The 21,272-nt window shown below is 70.6% G+C and carries 25 protein-coding genes; 21 read left to right on the top strand and 4 right to left on the bottom strand.

The window, feature by feature from the left end:
- Window positions 1-7: 7 nt before the first annotated feature.
- The gene (locus PROPJV5_RS10625; protein WP_119716326.1) at window positions 8-433 is read right to left on the bottom strand and encodes a pyridoxamine 5'-phosphate oxidase family protein; all 426 of its coding nucleotides are present in this window, start codon (window positions 431-433) and stop codon (window positions 8-10) included.
- Between the two features lie 78 nt (window positions 434-511).
- Between PROPJV5_RS10625 and rsmD the strand changes: the two genes are divergently transcribed.
- From rsmD to PROPJV5_RS10525, 21 genes are all read left to right on the top strand, one after another.
- On the top strand, window positions 512-1,099 hold the full coding sequence (gene rsmD / locus PROPJV5_RS10620; RefSeq protein WP_119716325.1) for a 16S rRNA (guanine(966)-N(2))-methyltransferase RsmD: 588 nt from the start codon (window positions 512-514) through the stop codon (window positions 1,097-1,099).
- A gap of 5 nt (window positions 1,100-1,104) precedes the next feature.
- Window positions 1,105-1,590, top strand: a complete 486-nt coding sequence (gene coaD, locus PROPJV5_RS10615) for a pantetheine-phosphate adenylyltransferase (protein ID WP_119716324.1) — start codon at window positions 1,105-1,107, stop codon at window positions 1,588-1,590.
- 87 nt (window positions 1,591-1,677) lie between these two features.
- On the top strand, window positions 1,678-2,238 hold the full coding sequence (locus PROPJV5_RS10610; RefSeq protein ID WP_119716323.1) for a YceD family protein: 561 nt from the start codon (window positions 1,678-1,680) through the stop codon (window positions 2,236-2,238).
- A gap of 83 nt (window positions 2,239-2,321) precedes the next feature.
- Window positions 2,322-2,534: a 50S ribosomal protein L32 gene (rpmF, locus tag PROPJV5_RS10605; protein WP_119716322.1), complete on the top strand. Its 213-nt coding sequence runs from the start codon at window positions 2,322-2,324 to the stop codon at window positions 2,532-2,534.
- Window positions 2,521-3,267 (top strand): ribonuclease III, encoded by a 747-nt coding sequence (gene rnc, locus PROPJV5_RS10600; protein ID WP_119716321.1) that lies wholly within the window; start codon window positions 2,521-2,523, stop codon window positions 3,265-3,267. Before rpmF ends, rnc begins: the two co-directional genes overlap by 14 nt.
- On the top strand, window positions 3,267-4,163 hold the full coding sequence (mutM, locus tag PROPJV5_RS10595) for a bifunctional DNA-formamidopyrimidine glycosylase/DNA-(apurinic or apyrimidinic site) lyase (RefSeq protein WP_119716320.1): 897 nt from the start codon (window positions 3,267-3,269) through the stop codon (window positions 4,161-4,163). Before rnc ends, mutM begins: the two co-directional genes overlap by 1 nt.
- Before the next feature lie 11 nt (window positions 4,164-4,174).
- Window positions 4,175-4,798, top strand: coding sequence for a GtrA family protein (locus tag PROPJV5_RS10590; protein ID WP_119716319.1), 624 nt, complete (start codon window positions 4,175-4,177; stop codon window positions 4,796-4,798).
- Window positions 4,799-4,865: 67 nt separating this feature from the next.
- Window positions 4,866-8,411, top strand: coding sequence for a chromosome segregation protein SMC (smc, locus tag PROPJV5_RS10585; RefSeq protein ID WP_119716318.1), 3,546 nt, complete (start codon window positions 4,866-4,868; stop codon window positions 8,409-8,411).
- Between the two features lie 89 nt (window positions 8,412-8,500).
- Window positions 8,501-8,674 carry a hypothetical protein gene (locus tag PROPJV5_RS12580; RefSeq protein WP_182858691.1) on the top strand — a complete coding sequence of 58 codons (174 nt, stop codon included), beginning with the start codon at window positions 8,501-8,503 and terminating at the stop codon, window positions 8,672-8,674.
- 45 nt (window positions 8,675-8,719) lie between these two features.
- Complete coding sequence (gene ftsY, locus PROPJV5_RS10580) at window positions 8,720-9,877, top strand: signal recognition particle-docking protein FtsY (protein WP_420812731.1); 1,158 nt, start codon at window positions 8,720-8,722, stop codon at window positions 9,875-9,877.
- Between the two features lie 57 nt (window positions 9,878-9,934).
- Entirely contained in the window at window positions 9,935-11,500 is a 1,566-nt protein-coding gene (gene ffh, locus PROPJV5_RS10575) for a signal recognition particle protein (RefSeq protein ID WP_119716317.1), read from the top strand.
- Between the two features lie 10 nt (window positions 11,501-11,510).
- Window positions 11,511-12,623 (top strand): amidohydrolase family protein, encoded by a 1,113-nt coding sequence (locus tag PROPJV5_RS10570; protein WP_239018476.1) that lies wholly within the window; start codon window positions 11,511-11,513, stop codon window positions 12,621-12,623.
- Window positions 12,624-12,683: 60 nt separating this feature from the next.
- Window positions 12,684-13,559, top strand: coding sequence for a hypothetical protein (locus PROPJV5_RS10565; RefSeq protein ID WP_119716316.1), 876 nt, complete (start codon window positions 12,684-12,686; stop codon window positions 13,557-13,559).
- Between the two features lie 209 nt (window positions 13,560-13,768).
- On the top strand, window positions 13,769-14,215 hold the full coding sequence (gene rpsP / locus PROPJV5_RS10560; RefSeq protein WP_119716315.1) for a 30S ribosomal protein S16: 447 nt from the start codon (window positions 13,769-13,771) through the stop codon (window positions 14,213-14,215).
- A gap of 2 nt (window positions 14,216-14,217) precedes the next feature.
- Complete coding sequence (locus PROPJV5_RS10555; protein WP_119716314.1) at window positions 14,218-14,472, top strand: RNA-binding protein; 255 nt, start codon at window positions 14,218-14,220, stop codon at window positions 14,470-14,472.
- Entirely contained in the window at window positions 14,472-15,023 is a 552-nt protein-coding gene (gene rimM / locus PROPJV5_RS10550; RefSeq protein ID WP_119716313.1) for a ribosome maturation factor RimM, read from the top strand. The genes PROPJV5_RS10555 and rimM overlap by 1 nt, the downstream gene beginning before the upstream one ends.
- Window positions 15,020-15,778, top strand: coding sequence for a tRNA (guanosine(37)-N1)-methyltransferase TrmD (gene trmD, locus PROPJV5_RS10545; RefSeq protein WP_239018475.1), 759 nt, complete (start codon window positions 15,020-15,022; stop codon window positions 15,776-15,778). Before rimM ends, trmD begins: the two co-directional genes overlap by 4 nt.
- 178 nt (window positions 15,779-15,956) lie before the next feature.
- Window positions 15,957-16,313, top strand: coding sequence for a 50S ribosomal protein L19 (gene rplS, locus PROPJV5_RS10540; RefSeq protein ID WP_119716312.1), 357 nt, complete (start codon window positions 15,957-15,959; stop codon window positions 16,311-16,313).
- A complete protein-coding gene (gene lepB / locus PROPJV5_RS10535) occupies window positions 16,310-17,116 on the top strand; it encodes a signal peptidase I (RefSeq protein ID WP_239018474.1) in 807 nt (268 codons plus the stop codon). The genes rplS and lepB overlap by 4 nt, the downstream gene beginning before the upstream one ends.
- Complete coding sequence (locus PROPJV5_RS10530) at window positions 17,113-17,742, top strand: ribonuclease HII (protein ID WP_119716311.1); 630 nt, start codon at window positions 17,113-17,115, stop codon at window positions 17,740-17,742. The genes lepB and PROPJV5_RS10530 overlap by 4 nt, the downstream gene beginning before the upstream one ends.
- Window positions 17,739-18,053, top strand: coding sequence for a DUF2469 domain-containing protein (locus tag PROPJV5_RS10525; protein WP_119716310.1), 315 nt, complete (start codon window positions 17,739-17,741; stop codon window positions 18,051-18,053). The genes PROPJV5_RS10530 and PROPJV5_RS10525 overlap by 4 nt, the downstream gene beginning before the upstream one ends.
- Before the next feature lie 22 nt (window positions 18,054-18,075).
- Here the strand turns inward: PROPJV5_RS10525 and PROPJV5_RS10520 are convergent, their stop codons facing one another.
- From PROPJV5_RS10520 to PROPJV5_RS10510, 3 genes are all read right to left on the bottom strand, one after another.
- Window positions 18,076-19,350, bottom strand: coding sequence for an alpha/beta hydrolase-fold protein (locus PROPJV5_RS10520; protein ID WP_182858690.1), 1,275 nt, complete (start codon window positions 19,348-19,350; stop codon window positions 18,076-18,078).
- Between the two features lie 40 nt (window positions 19,351-19,390).
- Entirely contained in the window at window positions 19,391-20,137 is a 747-nt protein-coding gene (locus PROPJV5_RS10515; protein WP_239018473.1) for a heme ABC transporter ATP-binding protein, read from the bottom strand.
- Window positions 20,138-20,211: 74 nt separating this feature from the next.
- Window positions 20,212-21,243: a FecCD family ABC transporter permease gene (locus PROPJV5_RS10510; RefSeq protein ID WP_239018472.1), complete on the bottom strand. Its 1,032-nt coding sequence runs from the start codon at window positions 21,241-21,243 to the stop codon at window positions 20,212-20,214.
- Window positions 21,244-21,272: the final 29 nt, after the last annotated feature.

The following is a 21,272-nucleotide window of genomic DNA, read 5'->3' as shown; positions in this document are numbered from 1 at the left end:
GCCCGTTTCACTGCGTGGGTTCAGGGCCGAACTCGAAGTGGCGGGCGGTGAGCTGGGAGGGAACGATGCGCACCCAGTTGTTCTTCAGGGTGGGCACCCACGGGCGCAGCGGGGCCTTCGCCAGGCGCGCCAGCTCGTCGGCGTCCTCGATCAGCATGGCCGTGCCGCGCAGCAGCACGCTCCAGCCGCCGTCATCGGTCCAGGCGTCTGCCTCGAACGCGACGTGCGAGTTGAGGGCCAGCTTCTCGAGCTTGCTGCCCGGGGCGCTGCGGAAGACGACGCTCTCGCCATCCAGGCAGAAGTTCACCGGGTAGATCTCGGGAATGCCCTCGGAGGCCACGGCGATGCGGCCCACGTCGACGCTGGCGAGGTAACCCCAGGCGCTCTCCTCCGGGATCTCAGAAATCGGGCTCGTGGTTTCAGTGTCAGCCATGGGCCTATCTAACCTCACAATCCGCCCGGTGGCCTGTGGAAAGCCACCCCCAAAATGCCGGATCGCTAGTCTTGAGCTGTGGGCAGAATCATCGCGGGCCGGGCACGCGGCGCCAGGCTGGCCGCTCTTGCCGGTACGACGACTCGCCCCACCACCGACCGGGTCCGTGAGGCCCTGTTCAGCGCCCTCGCCACTTGGAGCGGCACGGCGGGTGAACCCGTCGAGACGCAGTGCGCGGGCCTGGCCGTCCTCGACGTCTTCGCCGGCTCCGGCGCCATCGGCCTGGAGGCCGCCAGCCGGGGCGCCGCCCCCGTCCACCTGGTCGAGCGGGACCGCAGGGCGGCCCAGGTCATCCGACGCAACATCGCCTCGACGGGCCTGGGCGCGCACCTGCACGTGCGCGACGCGGCAGCCTTCCTGGCCGGCCCGCCGCCGGTCGTCTTCGACGTCATCGTCGCCGACCCGCCCTATGGCATGCCCAACGACGAACTGACCGGCCTGCTCCGGGCCGCCGTCGACGGGGGCTTCCTCGCCCCCGACGGCCTGCTCGTCGTCGAGCGGTCCCGGCGCGATCCTGAGCCGACCTGGCCCGGCGGATTCGAGTTGAGCGGCCGCCGGGACTACGGTGAGACAGCCCTGTACTTCTGCCGGCCAGCAGGAAGGTGAACCCGATGCCCGACCCGGTCCGTGCCGTCGTCCCCGGATCCTTCGACCCGATCACCCTCGGCCACCTCGACATCATCACCCGGGCCCATGACGTCTTCAGCGAGGTCATCGTCGCCGTGGGCCGCAACACCACCAAGAACTACCTCTTCGACCTCGACGAGCGTCTGGCGCTCGTGCGTGACGCCGTCTCGGGGCTGGACGGCGTGAGCGTCGAGCCCATCGATGCGCTGCTCGTCGACTTCTGCCGCGAGCACGGTGCCGCCATCATCGTCAAGGGCGTGCGCTTCGGGTCCGACTTCGACTACGAACTGCAGATGAGCCAGCTCAACCGCATGCTCTCGGGCGTCGAGACCGTTCTCCTGCCGGCCGGTCACGACTACGGCACCATCTCCAGCACGCTGCTGCGCGAGGTGGCCGCCAACAACGGGGACATCAGCCGGTTCGTGACGCCGGCGGTTCACGAGGCGGTCAAGCGGAAGAACAGGCCATAGGCCCGGCTGGTGGCACCCGCGCCGACCCCGCCGGGTGCTGCACCCGATCCGCGTTGAGGGGGTTGGGCGGGGCCATAGGCTGGTGGCGTGAGTACCCACTTGGACGCCCGTGACCCGCTCGTCGTCGACACGCACGAGCTGGCCCGCCAGGCAGGTGCGCTGAGGCGGCTCCGCGACACCATCGAGGCCCCGGCCGACCTGGGCATCGAACTCATCGGCGTGCCCGAGGGCGCCCCGATGCAGCTCGATCTCACCCTCGAGTCCGTCGTGGAGGGCGTGCTGGTGACCGGGACGGTCGAGGTGCCGCTGGCGGGGGAGTGCGCGCGCTGCCTCACCCCCCTCAGCGACCGGGGCACGTACCGGGTCACCGAGCTGTACAACTACCCCGGCCGGCAGGCCGCCGAGGACGAGCTCTTCCTCGAGGACGACCTGCTCGACCTCGATCCCGCCCTCCGCGCGGCCATCGTCCTCGAACTGCCGTTCAGCCCGCTGTGCCGCCCCGACTGCCGGGGCCTGTGCCCCACCTGCGGCGCCAACCTCAACGAGAACCCCGACCACCGGCACGAGGCCGCCATCGACCCGCGGTGGAGCAAACTCGCCGGTCTCGGCGGCGACATGACCCCAGGCGGCCCTGACAACGAGGATTAGGCGCTGGCAGGGTCAGGGGGTATGCTTATACGTTGCGTGCCCGTGCAAGGCGTGCCGAGAGACCATGATCGAGGAGAACTAACGTGGCTGTCCCGAAGCGGAAGATGTCCCGCAGCAACACGCGGTCGCGCCGCTCGCAGTGGAAGGCTGCGCCAGTGACGCTGGTGACCTGCCCGAACCCCGCGTGCCGAACCCAGCACCTGCCCCACACCGCGTGCCCGAAGTGCCACCAGTACGGCACTGGCGAGAGCACTCGCACGGTGGTGGGGAGCCTGAACACTCGTGAGTTCGAGTAAACCTGCGAACCAATTCAACGCGCTGATCAAGGAGCTCGGCATCCCGCTGGACGCCGAGCTCCTTGAGCTTGCCCTGACGCATCGTTCCTATGCGTACGAGAACGGGCAGATCCCCCACAACGAGCGGCTCGAGTTCCTCGGCGACTCGGTGCTCGGTGTCAACGTCACCGACTACCTGTACCGGGGGTTCCCGGACTTCCCCGAGGGACGCCTGGCGAAGGTCCGTGCCTCCGTGGTGAGCGCGGTGAGTCTCGCCAAGGTGGCCCGGGCGCTGTCCATCGGCCAGCTGGTCAAGCTCGGTCACGGTGAACTGACCACCGGCGGACGTGACAAGACGAGCATCCTGGCCGACACGACCGAGGCGCTCATCGGCGCCATGTACCTCACGGACCCGGCCGGCGCGGCCACCTTCGTGCACCACATCTTCGACCCGCTCGTCGACCAGGCCATTCGCACCGGCGCCGGTCTGGACTGGAAGACCTCCCTGCAGGAGATCTGCGCCTGGCTGGGCGTGGACCCCCCGGAGTACGAGATCGAGGAGTTCGGGCCCGACCACAACAAGCACTTCGTCGCCACGGCCCTCGCGGCCGGACGCCGTTTCAACGCGGGCAAGGGCCACAACAAGAAACAGGCCGAACAACGCGCCGCCGAGTACGCATTCAAGGCACTCGAACGGGAACGCGACCGCCAGCAGGACGACCTGGACCAGCAGGCCGAGACGAGTCGGAGCTGATGCCCGAGCTGCCCGAGGTGGAGGTCGTCAGGGCCGGGCTCGAACCCTACCTGACCGGCCGGCGCATCACCCGTGTCAGGGTTCTCGACGAGCGGGCAGTGCGCCGGCACGCGGCGGGCGCCGCCGACTTCACCCAGCGGCTGACCGGCCTCGACCTGACCCGTCCGGCGCGCCGCGGCAAGTACCTGTGGTTCCCCACCACCGGCGGTGACGCCATCGTGGCGCACCTGGGCATGAGCGGGCAGTTCCGTGTCGGCTCGCCCGACGATCCGCCGGTGCGCCACACCCGCATCCTGCTCGACCTCGACGACGGCACCCAGGTGCGGTTCGTCGACCAGCGCCTCTTCGGTGGTCTCTCGTTCAGTCCCGGCGGCGCGGAGCTGCCCGACGAGATCGCCCACATCGCGCTCGACCCCTTCGACGAACGCTTCGACGTGCCCGGTGTCGCCCGGGCCATGCGGGCCAGGCGATCCACCCTCAAACGCGCCCTGCTCGATCAGACCCTCGTCTCGGGCATCGGGAACATCTACGCCGACGAGGCCCTGTGGCGCGCCCGCTCCCACTACGACCTCCCCACCCCGGCGCTCAGCACCCGCCGGGCCCGCGCGGTGCTGCGCGCCGCCCAGCAGGTGATGTGCGAGGCCCTGGCCTGCGGCGGCACGAGCTTCGACGAGCTGTACGTCCAGGTCAACGGCGACAGCGGCTACTTCGACCGCGCCCTGGCCGTCTACGGGCGGGCCGGGGAGCCCTGCCCGCGCTGCGGCACACCCATCGTCCGCGAGCGGTTCATGAACCGCTCGAGTTACCTCTGCCCCCGATGCCAGCGTCCTCCCCGCTCGGACGTTCCCGGGGCAGGAAAGAGCAATCGCGGCACGGACGAGGCGACGGAAGGGTAGGTTGGTCAACCATGAGTGAGCAGACCATGGGCGCTCGTGGCGGCCGGTGGGGCAGGCTGATCGGCCAGTTCGTCCGGTTCGCCGTCGTCGGCGGATCGGGTGTCATCGTCAACATGGCCGTCGCCGTCGTCCTGAACAAGCTGAACGGCGGCTCGGCCAACGCCACGCAGATCCTGTTCCCCATCCCCGGCACGAGCTTCAACTTCCGGTTCAGCTCGCTGGTGTGGGTCGTCGCCTTCCTCGTCGCGAACACCTACAACTACCAGCTGAACCGCAGCTGGACCTTTCGCGGCACGTCCCGCGGCTGGTGGAAGGGTTTCTGGCAGTTCCTGTCCATCGGCGCGGTCGCGGCCCTCATCGGCATGATCCTCAAGGCCCTCATGATGAGTCCGGGAAATGCCATCACCCTGCGCGGGGAATGGTTCGACGCCTGGACGTGGCGCCACGGCGGCAGCATCCTCGCGCAGCTCGAGGACGCCTGCCATTCGCCCGAGTACGTCGCGCACGCCCTGTCGGTGCTCGTCACCATGCCGATCAACTTCGTCGTCAACAAGCTGTGGACCTTCCGCGGCAAGAAGCCCGCCGCACCGTCGGACGCCCCCTCCGGCGACCCGGCCCGTCAGGAGCACCCGTGAACGCGGCCGGTGCCGGAGGCCCCATGGGCGGCGTCGGGCTCCGTCCTCCCCGGGGGATCGGGACGGCATGTACCTGAAATCGCTCACGCTGAAGGGTTTCAAGTCCTTCGCCTCGGCAACCACCCTCAACTTCGAGCCGGGCATCACCGCCATCGTCGGCCCCAACGGTTCGGGCAAGTCCAATGTCGTCGACGCCCTGGCATGGGTCATGGGCGAGCAGGGCGCCAAGCACCTGCGCGGCAGCAGGATGGACGACGTCATCTTCGCCGGCACCGCGGGGCGCGCCCCCCTGGGCCGGGCGGAGGTCACCCTGACGATCGACAACACCGACGGCACACTGCCCATCGACTACACCGAGGTGACGATCTCGCGCACCCTGTTCCGGGCGGGCGGCTCGGAGTACGCGATCAACGGGCAGACGGCCCGGCTGCTCGACGTGCAGGAGCTGCTGTCCGACACGGGCATGGGCCGTGAGATGCACGTCATCGTCGGGCAGGGGCAGCTCGACCAGATCCTGCAGGCCACCCCGGAGATGCGCCGCGGCTTCGTCGAGGAGGCCGCCGGGGTCCTCAAGCACCGCCGCCGCAAGGAGAAGGCCGTCCGCAAGCTCAACTCCACCTCGGCGAACCTCGACCGGCTGGGGGATCTCATCTCCGAGATCCGCCGCCAGCTCAAACCGCTCGGCCGCCAGGCCGCGGTGGCCCGCAAGGCCGCGGTCGTCCAGGCCGAGCTGCGTGACGCCCGGGCCCGGCTCATGGCCGACGACCTGACCGCCGCCACACTGGCCCTCGAGTCGGAGATGGCCTCGGCCGCCACCCGCGAGGAGCAGAAGGCCCGCGCCCAGGAACGCCTGGACGCCGCCCGCCGCCTCCAGGCCCGGGCGGAGAGCGACGCGGCGGCCGCCCAGCCCGCCCTGACCAGGGCCCAGGAGCAGTGGTACGCGGCCAGGGCCCTGCGTGAGCGGGTCTCCACCGTCGTCTCGATCAGCGCCGAACGCATGCGGCACCGGGTCGACGACAATCCCGGGGCGAACGGCAGGGACCCCGACGAGCTGGATGCCGAGGCCGCCGAGTTCCGTGAGCAGGAGGAGGGGCTGCGCGCCGAGATCGAGACGGCCCAGGCCCGGCTCGAGGCCGCCGGGGCCGACCGCACCCGCCTCGAACGCGAGCACGCCGAGGCGGAGAAGGAGTACGCCGCCCGGTTGCGGGCCATCGCCGACCGCCGTGAGGGCCTGGCGCGGCTGGGCGGCCAGGTCTCCTCGCTGCGCTCCCGGCTCGAGGCGGGCGGCGAGGAGACCGATCGGCTGGAGACCCGCCGGGACGAGGCGCTCGCGCGGGCCGCCGAGGCCGACCGCCAGTACGTCGCCCTCGAGGCGCGGATCACCGGCCTGGGCGAGGGGGAGTCGGACCTCGACGCCCGCTACGAGGAGGCGACCGATGAGGTCGATGCCGCCCGCGCCCGGATCGAACGCTGCGAGACCGAGCGGGTCAGGCTGGACCAGCAGGTCGCCACGCTCAGCGCCCGCATCGAGGCCCTCGAACTGGGGCTCGAACGCAAGGACGGCGCCGCCGCGCTCACCGGGCGCGACGGGCTCGGCGTCCTCGGCCCGCTGGCGCAGCTTGTCCGCGTCGAGCCCGGCTGGGAGGCCGCGCTGGCGGCCGCCCTCGGCGCCGCGGCCGAGTCGCTGGCGGTCACCGGACTCGACGACGCCCAGCGGGCCTTGGTCCTGCTGGGCGAGGAGGAGCTCGGCGCCGCAGCGCTGCTCGTCGCCGGTTCCCAGCCCACCGGCCGGGAACGACCCGCCGTGGATCCGCCGGCGCGCTATCTCGACGAACTGGTCAGCCCGGATCCCGCGGTGGACGGCTCGCTGCGCCGGTTGCTGTCCGATGTCGTGGCCGTCGAGGACCTCGCGGCGGCCAGGACCGTCATCGAGGACCAGCCCCGGCTGCGGGCCGTCACCCGCGCGGGCGACCTGCTGAGCAACTGGTTCGCCGCGGGGGGATCGGGCGCCCAGCAGAGCCCCATCGAACTGCAGGCCGCCGTCGAGGCGGCCCGTGATGAGCTCTCCGGCGCCCAGCACGAGGCCGAGCAGATCCGCTTCGCCGCGGCGAGCGCCTCGGAGGCGCTCGCCGACGCCGAGCAGGCGGCCGGTGAGGCGCTCGCCAGGCTCAACGAGTCCGACGCGGCCATGGCCGCTCTCGCAGAGCAGATCTCCCAGGCCGGGCAGGACGCCAGGGGCGCCCGCGCGGAGGCCGAACGGCTGGCCGCGACGATCGAGAAGACCCGCGCCGGCCGTGAGGCCGCCCAGAACGAGCTGGCCGCACTCGAGGAACGCCTGGCCCGCGCCCAGGACGAGACGGACCTCACCGACCCCGACCCGGCTCGCCGGGACGAACTCGCCGTGGCCGCCCGGCTCGCCCGCCAGAACGAGATGGACGCCCGCCTGGCGCTGCGCACCAGTGAGGAAAGAGCCCGTTCCCTGGCCGGGCGGGCCGATTCCCTGAGCCGCGCCGCCGCCCGCGAGCGCCGCAGTCGCGCCGAGGCCGCGGCCCGCGCCGAGAAGGCCCGACGCGAGGCCGCCGTCGCAGCCTGCGTCAACGAGGCCGCCCAGTGGCTGGCCGAACGCGTCGAGGAGACCCGTGCCGCGGCCGACGCCGAACGCCAGCGGGCCGATGCCGAGCGCGTCACCGCCGAGACCGCCCTGGCGCAGGCCCGCCGGGAGGTGAGCGAGCGGGCCAAGGAACTCGACGAACTCGTCGAGGGATCCCACCGTGACGAGATGGCCCGGATCGAGCAGCGGATGCGCCTGGAGCAGCTCACCGAGAAGGCCATGGCCGAGCTCGGTCTGGAGGCCGAGACCCTCATGGACGAGTACGGCCCCGACAAACTCGTCCCGGTGCTCACCCGCCCCGACGGCACCGCGCTCACCGAGGACGACGAGGTGCCCGACCCGGTGCCCTTCGACCGCGAGGAGCAGACCCGGCGCGCCCGGCGGGCTCAGCGCACCCTCGACCAGCTGGGCAGGATCAACCCGCTGGCGCTGGAGGAGTTCGACGCGCTCAACGAGCGCCACCAGTTCCTCGCCACCCAGCTCGAGGACCTGAAGAAGACCCGCAAGGACCTGCAGGACATCATCAACGAGATCGACGACCGCGTCCAGGAGGTCTTCACCCAGGCCTACGCCGACGTGGAACGCACCTTCGGCGAGGTCTTCCTGCGCCTGTTCCCCGGCGGCGAGGGCCGTCTCGTCCTCACCGACCCCGACGACATGCTCACCACGGGCATCGACATCGAGGCGCGCCCGGCCGGCAAGAAAGTCAAGCGCATGTCGCTGCTGTCCGGCGGCGAACGCTCACTGGTGGCCGTCGCCTTCCTGTTCAGCCTGTTCATCGCCAGGCCCAGCCCCTTCTACATCCTCGACGAGGTCGAGGCGGCACTGGACGACACGAACCTGTCACGCCTGCTCGGCATCTACGAGGGCCTGCGCAAGGACTCCCAGCTGCTGGTCATCACCCACCAGAAACGCACGATGGAGAAGGCCGACGCGCTCTACGGCATGACGATGCGCGGCGACGGTGTCACCACCGTCATCTCCCAGAGCCTGGCCGACTGAACCCCCGCCGGCCCGGTGCCGCCGGGCGGCCTGGCCGGCGCGCCATAATGGGGACGCGCCCGATCCTCCGACCAGTCCTGGAGCCCGCCGTGTTCCTGTTCGTCATCGCCACAGTCCTGATCCTCCTCGTCGCCCTGTGCATCGGGCTGATCGTCGTCGTGGGCATGCAGGGCTACCGTCGCGAGGAGAACAAGAAGCTCTACCGGCGTCTGAACCGGATCGCCGTGCGGATGAACGGCGATGTTCCCCGTGACCAGCCCTGACGCCGCACCCGGCCCGGGCGGGCCTGCGGTCAGTAGACTCGTCGCGTGAGCACAACCATCTGGGTCATCATTGTCCTCGCCGCCTGCGCGCTCGTCGGCGGCGTCATCGGCGGGATCGTCCATGCGCGCCGGACCCGTGGCGAACTGGCCCCCGGGGCCGAGCCCGCCCAGATCCAGGCGCCGCCCAAGACCCCCGCCGAGCCGACCGCCGCCCCGGAGCGGCCGGCCGAGGCCGCCGAGCCCGCGGCCGAGCCCCCCGCCCCGGCGCTCGAGGTGCCCGAGGCCCCCGCCACCCGCATGGTGCGGCTGCGTCGCCGGCTGGCCGGCTCCAACAACCACCTGGCCCGCGCCCTCGCCGAACTGCTGAGCGCCGACCGCATCGACGAGGACGTCTGGGACGACTTCGAGACCACGCTCATCACCTCGGACCTGGGGGTCGCCCCCGCCACGGAGCTCGTCGAGAAACTCCGCAGCGAGCTGGCGATCGAGGGCATCAGCGAACCGGCCAGGGCCAGGCAGCTGCTGCGCACCGAACTCGTCGGGCTCGTCGACCCGAATCTCGACCGGGGCCTCAACCTCGACCACGCCGAGGGCCGGCCCGCGGTCATCATGATGGTCGGCGTCAACGGCACCGGGAAGACCACCACCGTCGGCAAGCTCGGCCGCATGCTCGTCGCCCAGGGCCGCAGCGTCCTGTTCGGTGCCGCCGACACCTTCCGCGCCGCCGCGGCCGAGCAGCTCGGTACCTGGGGTGAGCGTGTCGGCGTGCGCACCGTCCGCGGCGATGAGGGCGCCGACCCCGCCTCGGTCGCCTTCAACGCCGTCGACGAGGGCATCGCCACCGGAGCCGACGTCGTCCTGGTCGACACCGCCGGCCGGCTGCACACCAAGGTCGGGCTCATGGACGAACTCGGCAAGGTCAAGCGCGTCATCGAGAAGAAGGCCCCCGTCAACGAGGTGCTGCTCGTCCTCGACGCCACGACCGGCCAGAACGGCCTCGCCCAGGCCCGCATCTTCGCCGAGGTCGTCGACGTGACGGGGATCGTCCTGACCAAGCTCGACGGCTCGGCCAAGGGCGGCATCGTCGTCCAGGTCCAGCGCGAACTGGGCGTGCCGGTCAAGTTCATCGGCCTGGGTGAGGGCGCGGACGACCTGGCCCCCTTCGACCCCGAGGGCTTCGTGGACGGCCTGCTGGGCGAGTAGCTCTCGCGGGGCCCACGTATTGTTGACCCCACACCTTCTTCGACCGAGGGAAAGCCTGTGTTCGACACCCTGCAAGACCGCCTTGCCGCAACCTTCAAGTCGCTGCGCGGCAAGGGCCGCCTCACGGACGCCGACATCGACGCCACGACACGCGAGATCCGCATCGCGCTGCTCGAGGCCGATGTCGCCCTGCCCGTCGTCAAGGAGTTCGTCTCCCACGTGCGCGACCGCGCCAAGGACGCCGAACTGTCGAAGGTCCTCAACCCGACCCAGCAGATCGTCAAGATCGTCAACGAGGAACTCATCTCGATTCTCGGCGGCCAGGAACGGCCGATCCGGTTCGCCAAGTCGCCCCATCCGACGGTCATCATGCTCGCCGGCCTGCAGGGTGCCGGCAAGACCACCCTGGCGGGCAAACTCGGTCACTGGCTCTCCGAGCAGGGCCACTCCCCGGTCCTGGTCGCCGCCGACCTCCAGCGCCCGAACGCCGTCCAGCAGCTCCAGGTCGTCGGCGAGCGCGCGGGCGTGCCGGTCTACGCCCCTCAGCCCGGCAATGGTGTGGGCGACCCCGTGCAGGTGGCCCGCGACTCCCTCGACGAGGCCCGCCGCAAGCTCTACGACGTCGTCATCGTCGACACCGCGGGCCGGCTGGGCATCGACGAGGAGATGATGGCCCAGGCCCGCGACATCAAGGCGGCCGTCAACCCCGACGAGACCCTGTTCGTCGTCGACGCCATGATCGGCCAGGACGCCGTCAACACGGCGCGGGCCTTCGAGGACGGCGTGAACATCGACGCCGTCGTCCTGTCCAAGCTCGACGGCGACGCGCGCGGCGGCGCCGCACTGTCCATCGCCCGCGTGCTCGGCAAGCCGATCATGTTCGCCTCCAACGGCGAGCAGCTCACCGACTTCGACCTGTTCCACCCCGACCGGATGGCCAGCCGGATCCTCGGCATGGGCGACATGCTCACCCTCATCGAGCAGGCCGAGAAGGCCTTCGACGAGGAGCAGGCCAGGGCGAGCGCCGAGAAACTGCTCGCCGGCAGGGGCGAGTTCGGGCTGCAGGACTTCCTCGACCAGCTCAAGCAGCTGCGCTCGATGGGTCCGCTCACCAAGATCTTCGGCATGCTGCCGGGCATGGGCGGCCAGATGAAGGCCGCCCTGGACAATCTCGACGAACGCGAGGTCGACCGGCTCGAGGCCATCATCTTGTCGATGACCCCGGCCGAGCGCGCCGACGTGAGCATCCTCAACGGATCGCGCCGCGCCCGTATCGCCAAGGGCGCCGGGGTCCAGGTGCACGACGTCAACTCGCTGGTCAACCGCTTCGTCGACGCCCGCGCGATGATGCAGTCGATGGGGCCGATGATGGGCATGGGCGGCGGGGGCGCCAGGAAGCCGCGCCCGCCCAAGGTCGAACGGTCGGCGCTGGCCATGGACCGTTCCGCCAAGAAGAAGGGCAAGAAGAACAAGGGCAAGAAGAAGGGCACCGGCCGGCAGGTGCCCACGCAGCTGGCCGGGGGAGCGCAGAACCCCTTCGCCAAGGCCGGTCCGCAGCTGCCCGACGCGGCAGCCGGCGGCTTCGAACTGCCCGAGAACCTGCGGGGCATGTTCGACGAGTGAGGGACGCCCGGTGAGCGAGTACCACGGCCATGACGCGCCGCCGGGCACCGGCGGCCCCTGGCACCTGCGCGGGGTGCTGCTGCCCGCCGGCGAACCCGCCGACCTGTGGGTCGCCGGCGGCATGATCGTCCCCGGCCCGCTGCGTGGTGCCACGACCATCGGTTCCGGCGGCTGGATCATGCCCGGCTTCGTCGACGCCCACTGCCACATCGGCCTGGGTCACGGCGGCGCCGTCACCCTGGACGTCGCCCGTGAGCAGGCCACCACCGACCGGGACGGCGGCACCCTGCTCATCCGTGACGCCGGCTCACCCATCGACACCCACGCGTTCGACCGCGACCCGCAGCTGCCCCGCATCATCCGCGCCGGACGCCACATCGCCCGCCCCAAGCGCTACATCGCCGGCTACGCCGCCGAGATCGAACCCGGCGAGCTCGTCGCGGAGGTCGAACGCCAGGCGCGGGCCGGGGACGGCTGGGTGAAGATCGTCGGCGACTGGATCGATCGTTCCCTCGGCGACCTCGCGCCCCTGTGGAGCCCGGACGAGGCGGCCGCGGCCATCGCCCGCGCCCACCAGCTCGGTGCGCGCGTCACGGCCCACTGCTTCGCCGAGGAGTCCGTCGCCCAGCTCGTCGAGGCGGGCATCGACGGCATCGAGCACGGCACCGGCATGAGCGAGACCGTCATCGACCAGATGGCCGCCCGCGGCGTCGCCCTGGTGCCCACCATGATCAACCTGGCCACCTTCGACCGGATCGCGGACGCCGGGCAGGTGAAGTACCCCGTCTACGCCGCCCACATGCGTGCGCTCGGCGCCCGCCACCGTCAGGTGCTCGCTACTGCCCGCGAGGCCGGGGTGCCGATCTATGCGGGCACCGACGCGGGCGGCACCATCAGGCACGGACGCATCAGCGACGAGATAGCGGCGCTGGCCACCATCGGCCCCGCCGAGTTCGCCGTCGGGGCGGCCAGCTGGCGCGCCCGGTCCTGGTTGGGTCGCTCCGGGCTCCAGTACGGGGCCAGCGCCGATCTCGTCGTCCTCGGCGCCGATCCGCGCACCGACGTGGGCGTGTGCGCCGACCCCGAGCTCATCATGCTGCGCGGCGTGCCCCACCGGCCCTGAGCAGGGTGTCCGCATGGTGGGTCCGGCCCGGGAATTGATCGTCCGTGAGAGGATCGGTTCATGACTGAGCGCCCCGACTTCATCGACTCCACGGACCCTCAGAGGCCCGGACAGCCCCAGGAGTCCGTCTTCTCCCAGGGCGGGCAGGACCCATCATCGCAGGGCGCCCGGCCACCGGTGGACGAGAACGAGATGCCCGCCACCATCCTCGCCCCCCGCCAGGACCCATCCGGTGACCACGCCCCGAGCGTCCCCCCGGTTCCCCCGGCCCGTCAGGCCCCCGGCGCCGGGTACGCGGAGCCGCCGGCGCAGCCCCGGACGGCCCAGCCCTTCCCCGGCGCGAGCAACTATGTGACCCCCACCCAGCCCGGGCAGCAGCCGTCGATGCCATACAGCGCACCCTCGGCTCCGCAGCCGGCGGCCGGCCCGTACAGTGCGCCGTCGGCGCCGCAGGGGAACTACTGGCAGCCGCAGCAGGCCGTCTCGACGGATTTCCAGACGGCCCAGGGCTACCCGTACGGCCAGCCGGGTTACGCGGCCCAGCCGCAGAACCTGCCCGCCGTGCCGACGCCGGCGGCCTCGGGCCCCTACTACGATCTCGGCCCGATCCTCATCCGCGGTGACCAGGTGATCACGCCCACCGGCACGATCCCGCTGTCGATGGCCCAGTTCACCTTCCAGGACATGTCCCAGACCACGAAGCGGACGCCGACGTGGGCGATCGTCGTCGCCATCGTCCTGTGCTGGTTCTTCCTGCTCTCGCTGCTGCTGCTCATCATCCAGGAGGAGCAGACCACCGGCCAGGTCATCGTCTCGGTGACCGGTGGTGAGGGCGCCTACTATCTGACGGTGCCGGTCAGCAGCCAGTCGCAGGTCTACGCCTGGGCCCAGCAGGTGCAGCAGGCCCAGGTGATCGCCTCCCAGGCACGCATGTGACCTCGGCCCGGGGCGGTCACGGACAGCGCACGTTTTCACCGCCGCCGGCCGATCTGGCACAATGGAGGGTGCGTCTGCGTCGCGGTGCCCTCTCACGCCGCTTCGAAGATCCCACCGAGCGGCATCGTCGTGTCCCCACGCGTGCGAGGTGCGCTCATCCGTCTGTCCCAGGCACGTCCTGGGTATTCGTACAGGAGAAACCACACACCGTGGCCACCAAGATTCGTCTGAAGAGACTCGGCAAGATCCGCGAACCGCACTATCGCGTCGTCGTCATGGACTCGCGCAAGAAGCGCGACGGCCGCTCCATCGAGGAGATCGGCCAGTACCATCCGAAGGACGACCCGTCGGTCATCATCATCGACTCCGAGCGCGCCCAGTACTGGCTGTCCGTGGGCGCCCAGCCCACTGAGGCCGTTCTCGCCCTGCTCAAGCACACCGGCGACTGGCAGAAGTTCACCGGCGACACCTCGATCCCGTCCGGCGTCGACGAGAAGCCCTCCAAGGCCGACAAGCTCGAACTGTTCAACGCCGCCCTCGCCGAGGCCGATGGTGAACCCGTCGCCAGCGCGGTCACCGCCAAGAAGACCAAGAGCGCCGACGAGCCGGCTGCGGACTCCGCCGACGAGGCGACCGACGCCGAAGCCGAGGCCTGATCGTGCTCGCCGACGCACTGGAGCACCTGGTTCAGGGGATCGTCGCGCATCCCGACGACGTGGACGTCCGTGACAGGACACTCCGGCGCGGCCGCATGCTCGAGGTTCGTGTCAATCCCGAGGACATCGGCAAGGTGATCGGCCGTCAGGGCCGCACCGCGACGGCGCTGCGCACCGTCATGTCCGCCCTGTCCGGGCCCGAGCAGGTGCGCATCGACTTCGTCGACGTCGATCGACGCGGCTTCCGTCGCCACTGATGACCGATCCCGCGGCGACCGTCGAGATCACCGTCGCCACCGTGGGCAAGCCCCGCGGTGTGCGCGGCGAACTCGTCCTGCGCCTGCACACCGACGAGCCCGAGCGCCGGCTGGCGCCGGGCTCGTCCTGTCGTGTGCCCGACGACGGACGCCTGCTCACGGTGCGGACCACGCGGTGGATCGGCGACAGGTTCGTCGTGACCTTCGACGAGGTGCCCGACCGCAATGCCGCCGAGGAACTGCGCGGCGCCGAACTCGTCACCGACGTGCCCGCCACCGAACGGCCGGTCGGCGAGGACGAGTACTACGACCGCCAGCTGGTGGGCCTGAGCGTCATCGGCGCCGACGGCGAACCTCTCGGCGAGGTCACGGAGGTCCTCCACCTGCCGGCGCAGGACCTGCTGGCCGTGCGCACCGCCGGCGGTGAGCGGCTGGTCCCCTTCGTCGCCGAACTCGTGCCCGAGATCGACCTCGAGGCCGGGAGGCTCCGGCTGGCCGAGGTGCCGGGTCTGGTCGACGACGCCGCCGTCGAGGCGGAGAACCACCAATGACGACCGCCCCCGGCCAGGGCCCGCGGCCGGTCATGCGCATCGACGCCATCACGATCTTCCCCGAGTACTTCGCGCCCCTCCGCCTGAGCCTCATCGGCCGGGCCATCGAGAGGGGCCTGCTCGACCTGCGCACCCACGACCTGCGCGACTACACGCACGACCGCCACCGCACCGTCGACGACACCCCGTACGGCGGGGGAGCGGGCATGGTCATGAAACCCGAGCCCTGGGGCGAGGCCCTCGACGCGCTGCTGGACGGCTACGGCCCGCGTTCGGACCGGCCGGTCCTGATCTTCACCACCCCGTCGGGGCTGCCGTTCACGCAGGGCCTCGCCGACGAACTCGCCACCTGTCCCACGCTCGCCTTCGCCTGCGGCCGCTACGAGGGAATCGACCGCCGCGTCCTCGACTGGGCCGGCGAACACTTCGATGTCCGCGAACTCAGCCTGGGCGACTACGTACTCAATGGCGGCGAGGTCGCGGCACTCGCCATGATCGAGGCCATAGCCCGCCTCGTCCCGGGCGTCATCGGCAACCCCGACTCGCTGCGCGAGGAGTCCTACGCGAGTGCCGGCGGAGGCCTGCTGGAGTACCCCGTCTACACGAAACCGGCCAGCTGGCGGGGGCTCGACGTGCCACCGGTCCTGCTGTCCGGCGACCACGGCAGGGTCGCGGCGTGGCGTGCCGAGCGGTCGGCGGAACTCACCCGCGAGCGGCGCCCCGACCTGCTCGACGAACCCGCCGGAGGCGACTGACCCGCCGCCCCGAGCCGGACAACGGCCATGGGCCGCGTCTTTGTTGATGGGCCGTGCATGTGACACAATTGTGTGCTGTTGCGTCTGGCCCGGCTCCTGCCACGGGGGGATCGCCCGGTCCAGGTGCCCTATCGGTTTTCATGGCGAGGCGACCTGTGGCGCCGGCGAGGACGAGAGCATGACCAACAGTCTCATCAGCAGCATCGACCAGGCGTCGTTGCGCGAGGACATCCCCGAGTTCAGGGTGGGCGATTCGCTCCGCGTCCACGTCAAGGTCGTCGAGGGCAACAAGTCCCGCGTCCAGGTGTTCGCCGGTGTCGTCATCTCCCGCACGGGGGCCGGCGTTCAGGAGTCCTTCACGGTGCGCAAGGTCTCCTACGGGTGCGGCGTCGAACGCACCTTCCCGCTGCACAGCCCGATCATCGATCACATCGAGGTCGAGCGTCGCGGCGACGTGCGGCGCGCCAAGCTGTACTACCTGCGCGGCCTGCACGGCAAGGCCGCCAAGATCAAGGAAAAGCGCGACAACGCGTGAGAACGCAGGGCAAGGGCTTGGGTGACACCGCGGACTCGCCGGACGCCTCCGCCGACAAGAACACCCGTTCCGGCAGGTCTGGTTTCCTGGGTTTCCTCGGTGAGTTCGGGCTCATCGTCGTCATTGCGCTGATTCTGTCCGCGCTGCTGCGCACCTTCCTCGTGCAGCTGTTCGTCATCCCCTCCTCGTCGATGGAGCACACTCTCGACATCGGCGACCGGGCGGTGGTCGTCAAACCAGTGGACTTCCAGCGCGGCGACGTCGTCGTCTTCAGGGACCCCGGAGACTGGCTCGCCGGCAGCACGGTCACCACGAGCCCGGCCCGCAAGGTCTTCGAGTTCCTCGGGGTCATGCCGGCCTCCTCCGCCGATCACCTGGTCAAACGGGTCATCGGCATGCCCGGCGACCACGTCACCTGCTGCAACCAGAACGGCCAGGTGGAGGTGAACGGCACCGCTCTCGACGAGACCTCGTACCTCTACCAGACCAATGGGGTGATGTCCTCGCCGAGCGACATCCCCTTCGACGTCGTCGTGCCGGCCGACCACATCTTCGTCATGGGCGACCACCGCAACGACTCCCGCGACTCGCGCTACCACCTGTGCGATGCCACCGATGGCGGGGCCGAGGGCTCCGCGGCCTTCGTGCCGGTGGCGGACGTGACGGGGCCGGTCGTGGCCATCGCGTTGCCGTTCTCGCGGACGACCAGGCTGCACACCCCGGAGACCTTCGAGTCCGTCCCGGACGCCGATCCCGCGCCCGAGGACCCGATCATCACCCTCAGCCCCTGCACCTCATCGTGACCGGTCGCCGCTACGGCTACGAGCGCGCTCTGGCCGAGGCGGGGCTGGGCCCGGTCGCCGGAGCCGATGAGGCGGGCCGCGGCGCCTGCGCAGGGCCGCTGGTCGCCGCCGCCGTCATCCTCGACGATGTTCCCGAGGGCCGCATCGAGGGCCTGGACGACTCCAAGAGACTCACCGCCATGGCCCGCGAGCGTCTGTACACCGAGATCACGACCAAGGCCCTGGCCTGGTCGTGCGTGCGGGTCGAACCCGGCGAGTGCGACCGCCTCGGGATGGCAGAGGCCGACCTCCAGGGACTGCGCCGTGCCCTGCTGCGCCTGGATCCCGCGCCCCGCTTCGCCCTCACCGATGGCTTCCCGGTTCCCGGTCTGCCGGTCCCGGGGCTGGGGCTGTGGAAGGGCGATCAGGTGTGCGCCTGCATCATGGCCGCCTCGATCGTCGCCAAGGTCACCAGGGACCGCATCATGGCCGACTATGACGAGCAGTACCCGGGCTACGGGTTCGCCGGGCACAAGGGCTATGCCACCGCGGCGCACCGCGAACGACTGGAGCGGCTCGGGCCATGCGCCATCCACCGGCTCAGCTACGCGAATGTCCGGGCAGCGACTAGGCTGGTTCAATCATGAGCAGCGCCGATGATCTTGATGCCTACGAGAGCAAGCTCGAACTCGATCTGTACCGCGAGTACAAGGACGTGGTGAACATATTCACCTACGCCGTCGAGACCGAGCGGCGCTTCTACCTGTGCAACGCCGTCGATCTCAAGGTGCGCACCGAGGGCGGTGACGTCTACTACGAGGTGTCCCTGGCCGACGCCTGGGTGTGGGACATGTACCGTCCCAGCCGGTTCGTGAAATCCGCCAAGGTCCTGACCTTCCGCGACGTCTCCATCGAGGAGATCCAGCACACGGACCTGGAGGTCCCCGACTCCAAGTGAGCCCGGTCGGCCGGGCCGTGGTTCACAGCGCCGCGAGGCCGTCGATGAGCGCGCCGCGCCACCACGCGAGGTCGTGCCCGCCGGTGTAGGTCGTCAGTTCGCTGTCGACACCGGCCGAGACGAGACCGTCGTGCAGCCGCCGTACGTGGGACACCATCGGCCCCTCCAGCGATCCGACGCCCAGCCGCACCCGGACGTCCGCGGGCGGGTCGGCCAGGACACGTCGGGTCACCCACGAGGCGCCGTGCTCGGTCAGGTCGGCCGGCCGGCGCCTGGCATCGGGCGTCCACCACATGGAGGGCGAATGCGCGAGGACCGCGCCGAACACGTCCGGGGCCGTGATCGCCGCCATGAGGGCCGTGACCCCACCGAGCCTCTGGCCCGCCATCACGGTACGTTCCCGCCCGGCCCACGCCGGCCCCGGATGATCGCCGCGCACCTGGGGTATGAGGCGGCGCGCCGTCTCCTCGACAAGGCGACTGCGCCCACCCAGGATCGCGATGCGGTCGGGGATGTCGAGATTGTCGATGCCCAGGACGGCGAATGGCCGGATCCGTCCAGACTCGGTCGCGCTGTCGATGGCGCCCAGCAGCCCCATGCGGTCCAGCCAGACCTCGGCGTCGGTGACGACGAGCAGGCCGAGCGGCCTCGATCTGTCGACCGGGGGCAGGTAGAGACGAACCCGGCGTTCCCGCCCGGCGACGACGAGGCTGTCGCAGAAGAGATGTCCTGCCGGGCGAGCGACGCTGCCGGCCCATTCGTCCTGCGCCGGGGCCTGGTCGAGGGCCAGGACGGAGGCCTCGCGGGTTCCCCTGCCGTGCAGCCGTGGTGCCGTGTTGAACGGGTCGGGATGGTTCTCCAGACCTGACCATCGCGTCCCGAGCCGGGGGAGACACTCGGCGAGCATTCCCCGGGGGATCTCCGAGAACGTGTAGGACCCGCGGTACGTGGCGGGCAGGAGCAGGGTGAGGGCCCACGCGTCCTCGCCGACCCGCGTCATGAGCCCCTTGCGGGCGTCGCTCTTGTCCGTCACGCGGTTCAGCTGAAGGTGGACGCCATCCAGTTTGGCCCCGGACCGCCACACGAAGGTGACCGACCGCAGATCCGGGTGATGCGGCGCCGCGGTGACGAGTGGTGTTCCCGCGGCCCGGACGTCGTGCCACGGGCTCCCGCCGGTGCGGGAGCCGGAGGCGCTCAGCCATGCCCGGACGCGGGAAGGAGCAGGGCCCCCGGCCGTGCCGGGTGGCGAGGTGTGCGGCGGCATCTCGATCGTCTCCGTTCCGACTCGTGCATTCATGGGGAGGGCGGGGCGGGCGAACCAGCGGGGCCACGGCCGGTCATACCGGGACGACCAGGGGGCGTCCGCTCCTGGGATGCGGGATGATCTCAACCTCCTGACCGTAGACGCGTGCGATCCGCTCGGCCATGAGGACCTCATGAGGAGGTCCCATGGCCTCCAGCTCGCCGCGGTTGAAGATGGCGATGGAATCGCAGTGCCGGGCGGCCAGCGACAGGTCGTGGAGGACGACGATCACGCATGCGCCCGCGTCTGTCATGGACCGTGCGTGGGCGAGTAGTTTCTCCTGGTGCTTGAGGTCCAGCGGGGCCGTTGGCTCGTCGAGAAGAACGATCCTGGCGTCCTGGGCCACGACGCGGGCGAACACGGTGCGGGCGATCTCCCCGCCCGACAGGGTGGTGATGTCGCGCGCGGACAGGTGCGTGATCTCCCCGGCCTCCAGCGCGGCACGGATGATCCGCGGATCATCGTCGGAGGCCGGGTAGGGGGCCCGCCCCATACGGACCATCTCCTCCACCGTGAAGGAGAACGCCTGGCTGTTGTGCTGGGTCATGACCGAGCGCAGGCGCGCCAGGTGGAGCGGCCGCCAGTCCTGCGGTTCGGCGCCGAACAGGGTGATGCGTCCCTCGGTGGGGTGCAGGTCCCCGGACTGGAGCGCGAGCATGGTGGATTTCCCGGCCCCATTCGGTCCCACCAGGGCGAGGAGTTCCCCGCTGCCGGCGGTGAACGATACGTGGTTGAGGAGTTGACTCTCCCCGATCCGGTAGCTCAGGGTTTCGACCCGCACCCACGGCTCAGCCCCTAGTGGGCCGGCGCCGGTTCCCCCGGGCCGACGTCGCGCACGCCGGACTCCGCCTCGGCTCATACGCGCACCTCCGGAGAACGAAGAATGAGCAGCAGGAAGAAGGGCGCGCCCATCGCCGCGGTGAACAGCCCGATGGGGATCTCGGACGGGGGCGCGATCGTTCGTGAGAGCGTGTCGGCCACGACGATGAGGATGGCTCCGAGCACGGCCGACATGGGGATGAGGGCTCGGTGGCCCGGCCCGCACAGCAGACGTGCGATGTGTGGGACGACCAGGCCGATGAAACCGATGGATCCCGCGAAGGCGACGCAGGTGCCGGTGAGGAGGGCGGTCGTCGTCACGATGACGATGCGGGTCCGGTTCACATCGACCCCGAGGTGATGGGCCTGCCGTTCACCAAGAGTCATGAGGTCGAGCGATGGGGCGGTGCAGAACATCGCGACGAGCCCGAGCAGGACCATCGGCGCGGCAACACCCAGACGCAGCATGTCGATGCTGCCCAACGACCCCATCTGCCAGAAGACGACAGAGTGCAGTTCGTCATCGTCGGCGACGAACGTGAAGAACCCGGTGAGAGCGCTGAACGCAGAACCCATCGCGATCCCCACCAGCAGCAGCCGGGCAGTACCCGGATGCGTGGCGGGTCTGGCCAGGGCGTAGATGAGTGTCGTGGCCACGATGCCCCCGGCGAAGGCACAGATCGGGACCACCCATGCGGTCACCCCCACCGAGAGCGGTGGAAGCACCACGATGGCTCCGACCGCGCCCGCCGAGGCGCCGCTGCTCACGCCGATGATCCCGGGATCGGTCAGAGGGTTCCGGAAGAGACTCTGCAGCGCGGCTCCGGAGACGGCCAGTGCCGCGCCGGTGAGCACCCCGAACAGCACCCGGGGCATCCTCAGGTCCATCACCACGGAGGTCTCCAGTTGGGGCAGCGGCGGTCCGCTGTGCAGCAGTTCGTGGCGAAGAACCCCGAGGACCGTTGCCGGTGGCAAGGAGATCGGGCCCGTGCCGATGGACGCCACGACCGCGATGACGAGTACCGCGATGCCGACCGGCAGCCCCAGGGCGAGGGAGAGACGATGCACTTCGTGGACCCCGCCCCGGGGCGGCGCGG

Source organism: Propionibacterium ruminifibrarum (genome assembly GCF_900289195.1).
Taxonomy (GTDB): domain Bacteria; phylum Actinomycetota; class Actinomycetes; order Propionibacteriales; family Propionibacteriaceae; genus Propionibacterium; species Propionibacterium ruminifibrarum.
This window is presented reverse-complemented; position numbering and strand designations above follow the sequence as displayed.

Excerpts from the sequence above, each read along its gene's own strand:
- PROPJV5_RS10520 (WP_182858690.1), bottom strand. The coding sequence starts at position 19,350 with ATGAATGCACGAGTCGGAACGGAGACGATCGAGATGCCGCCGCACACC.
- PROPJV5_RS10565 (WP_119716316.1), top strand. The coding sequence starts at position 12,684 with ATGACTGAGCGCCCCGACTTCATCGACTCCACGGACCCTCAGAGGCCC.
- rplS (WP_119716312.1), top strand. The coding sequence starts at position 15,957 with ATGACCAACAGTCTCATCAGCAGCATCGACCAGGCGTCGTTGCGCGAG.
- PROPJV5_RS10625 (WP_119716326.1), bottom strand. The coding sequence starts at position 433 with ATGGCTGACACTGAAACCACGAGCCCGATTTCTGAGATCCCGGAGGAG.
- smc (WP_119716318.1), top strand. The coding sequence starts at position 4,866 with ATGTACCTGAAATCGCTCACGCTGAAGGGTTTCAAGTCCTTCGCCTCG.
- mutM (WP_119716320.1), top strand. The coding sequence starts at position 3,267 with ATGCCCGAGCTGCCCGAGGTGGAGGTCGTCAGGGCCGGGCTCGAACCC.
- rimM (WP_119716313.1), top strand. The coding sequence starts at position 14,472 with ATGACCGATCCCGCGGCGACCGTCGAGATCACCGTCGCCACCGTGGGC.
- coaD (WP_119716324.1), top strand. The coding sequence starts at position 1,105 with ATGCCCGACCCGGTCCGTGCCGTCGTCCCCGGATCCTTCGACCCGATC.
- trmD (WP_239018475.1), top strand. The coding sequence starts at position 15,020 with ATGACGACCGCCCCCGGCCAGGGCCCGCGGCCGGTCATGCGCATCGAC.
- PROPJV5_RS10590 (WP_119716319.1), top strand. The coding sequence starts at position 4,175 with ATGAGTGAGCAGACCATGGGCGCTCGTGGCGGCCGGTGGGGCAGGCTG.
- PROPJV5_RS10525 (WP_119716310.1), top strand. The coding sequence starts at position 17,739 with ATGAGCAGCGCCGATGATCTTGATGCCTACGAGAGCAAGCTCGAACTC.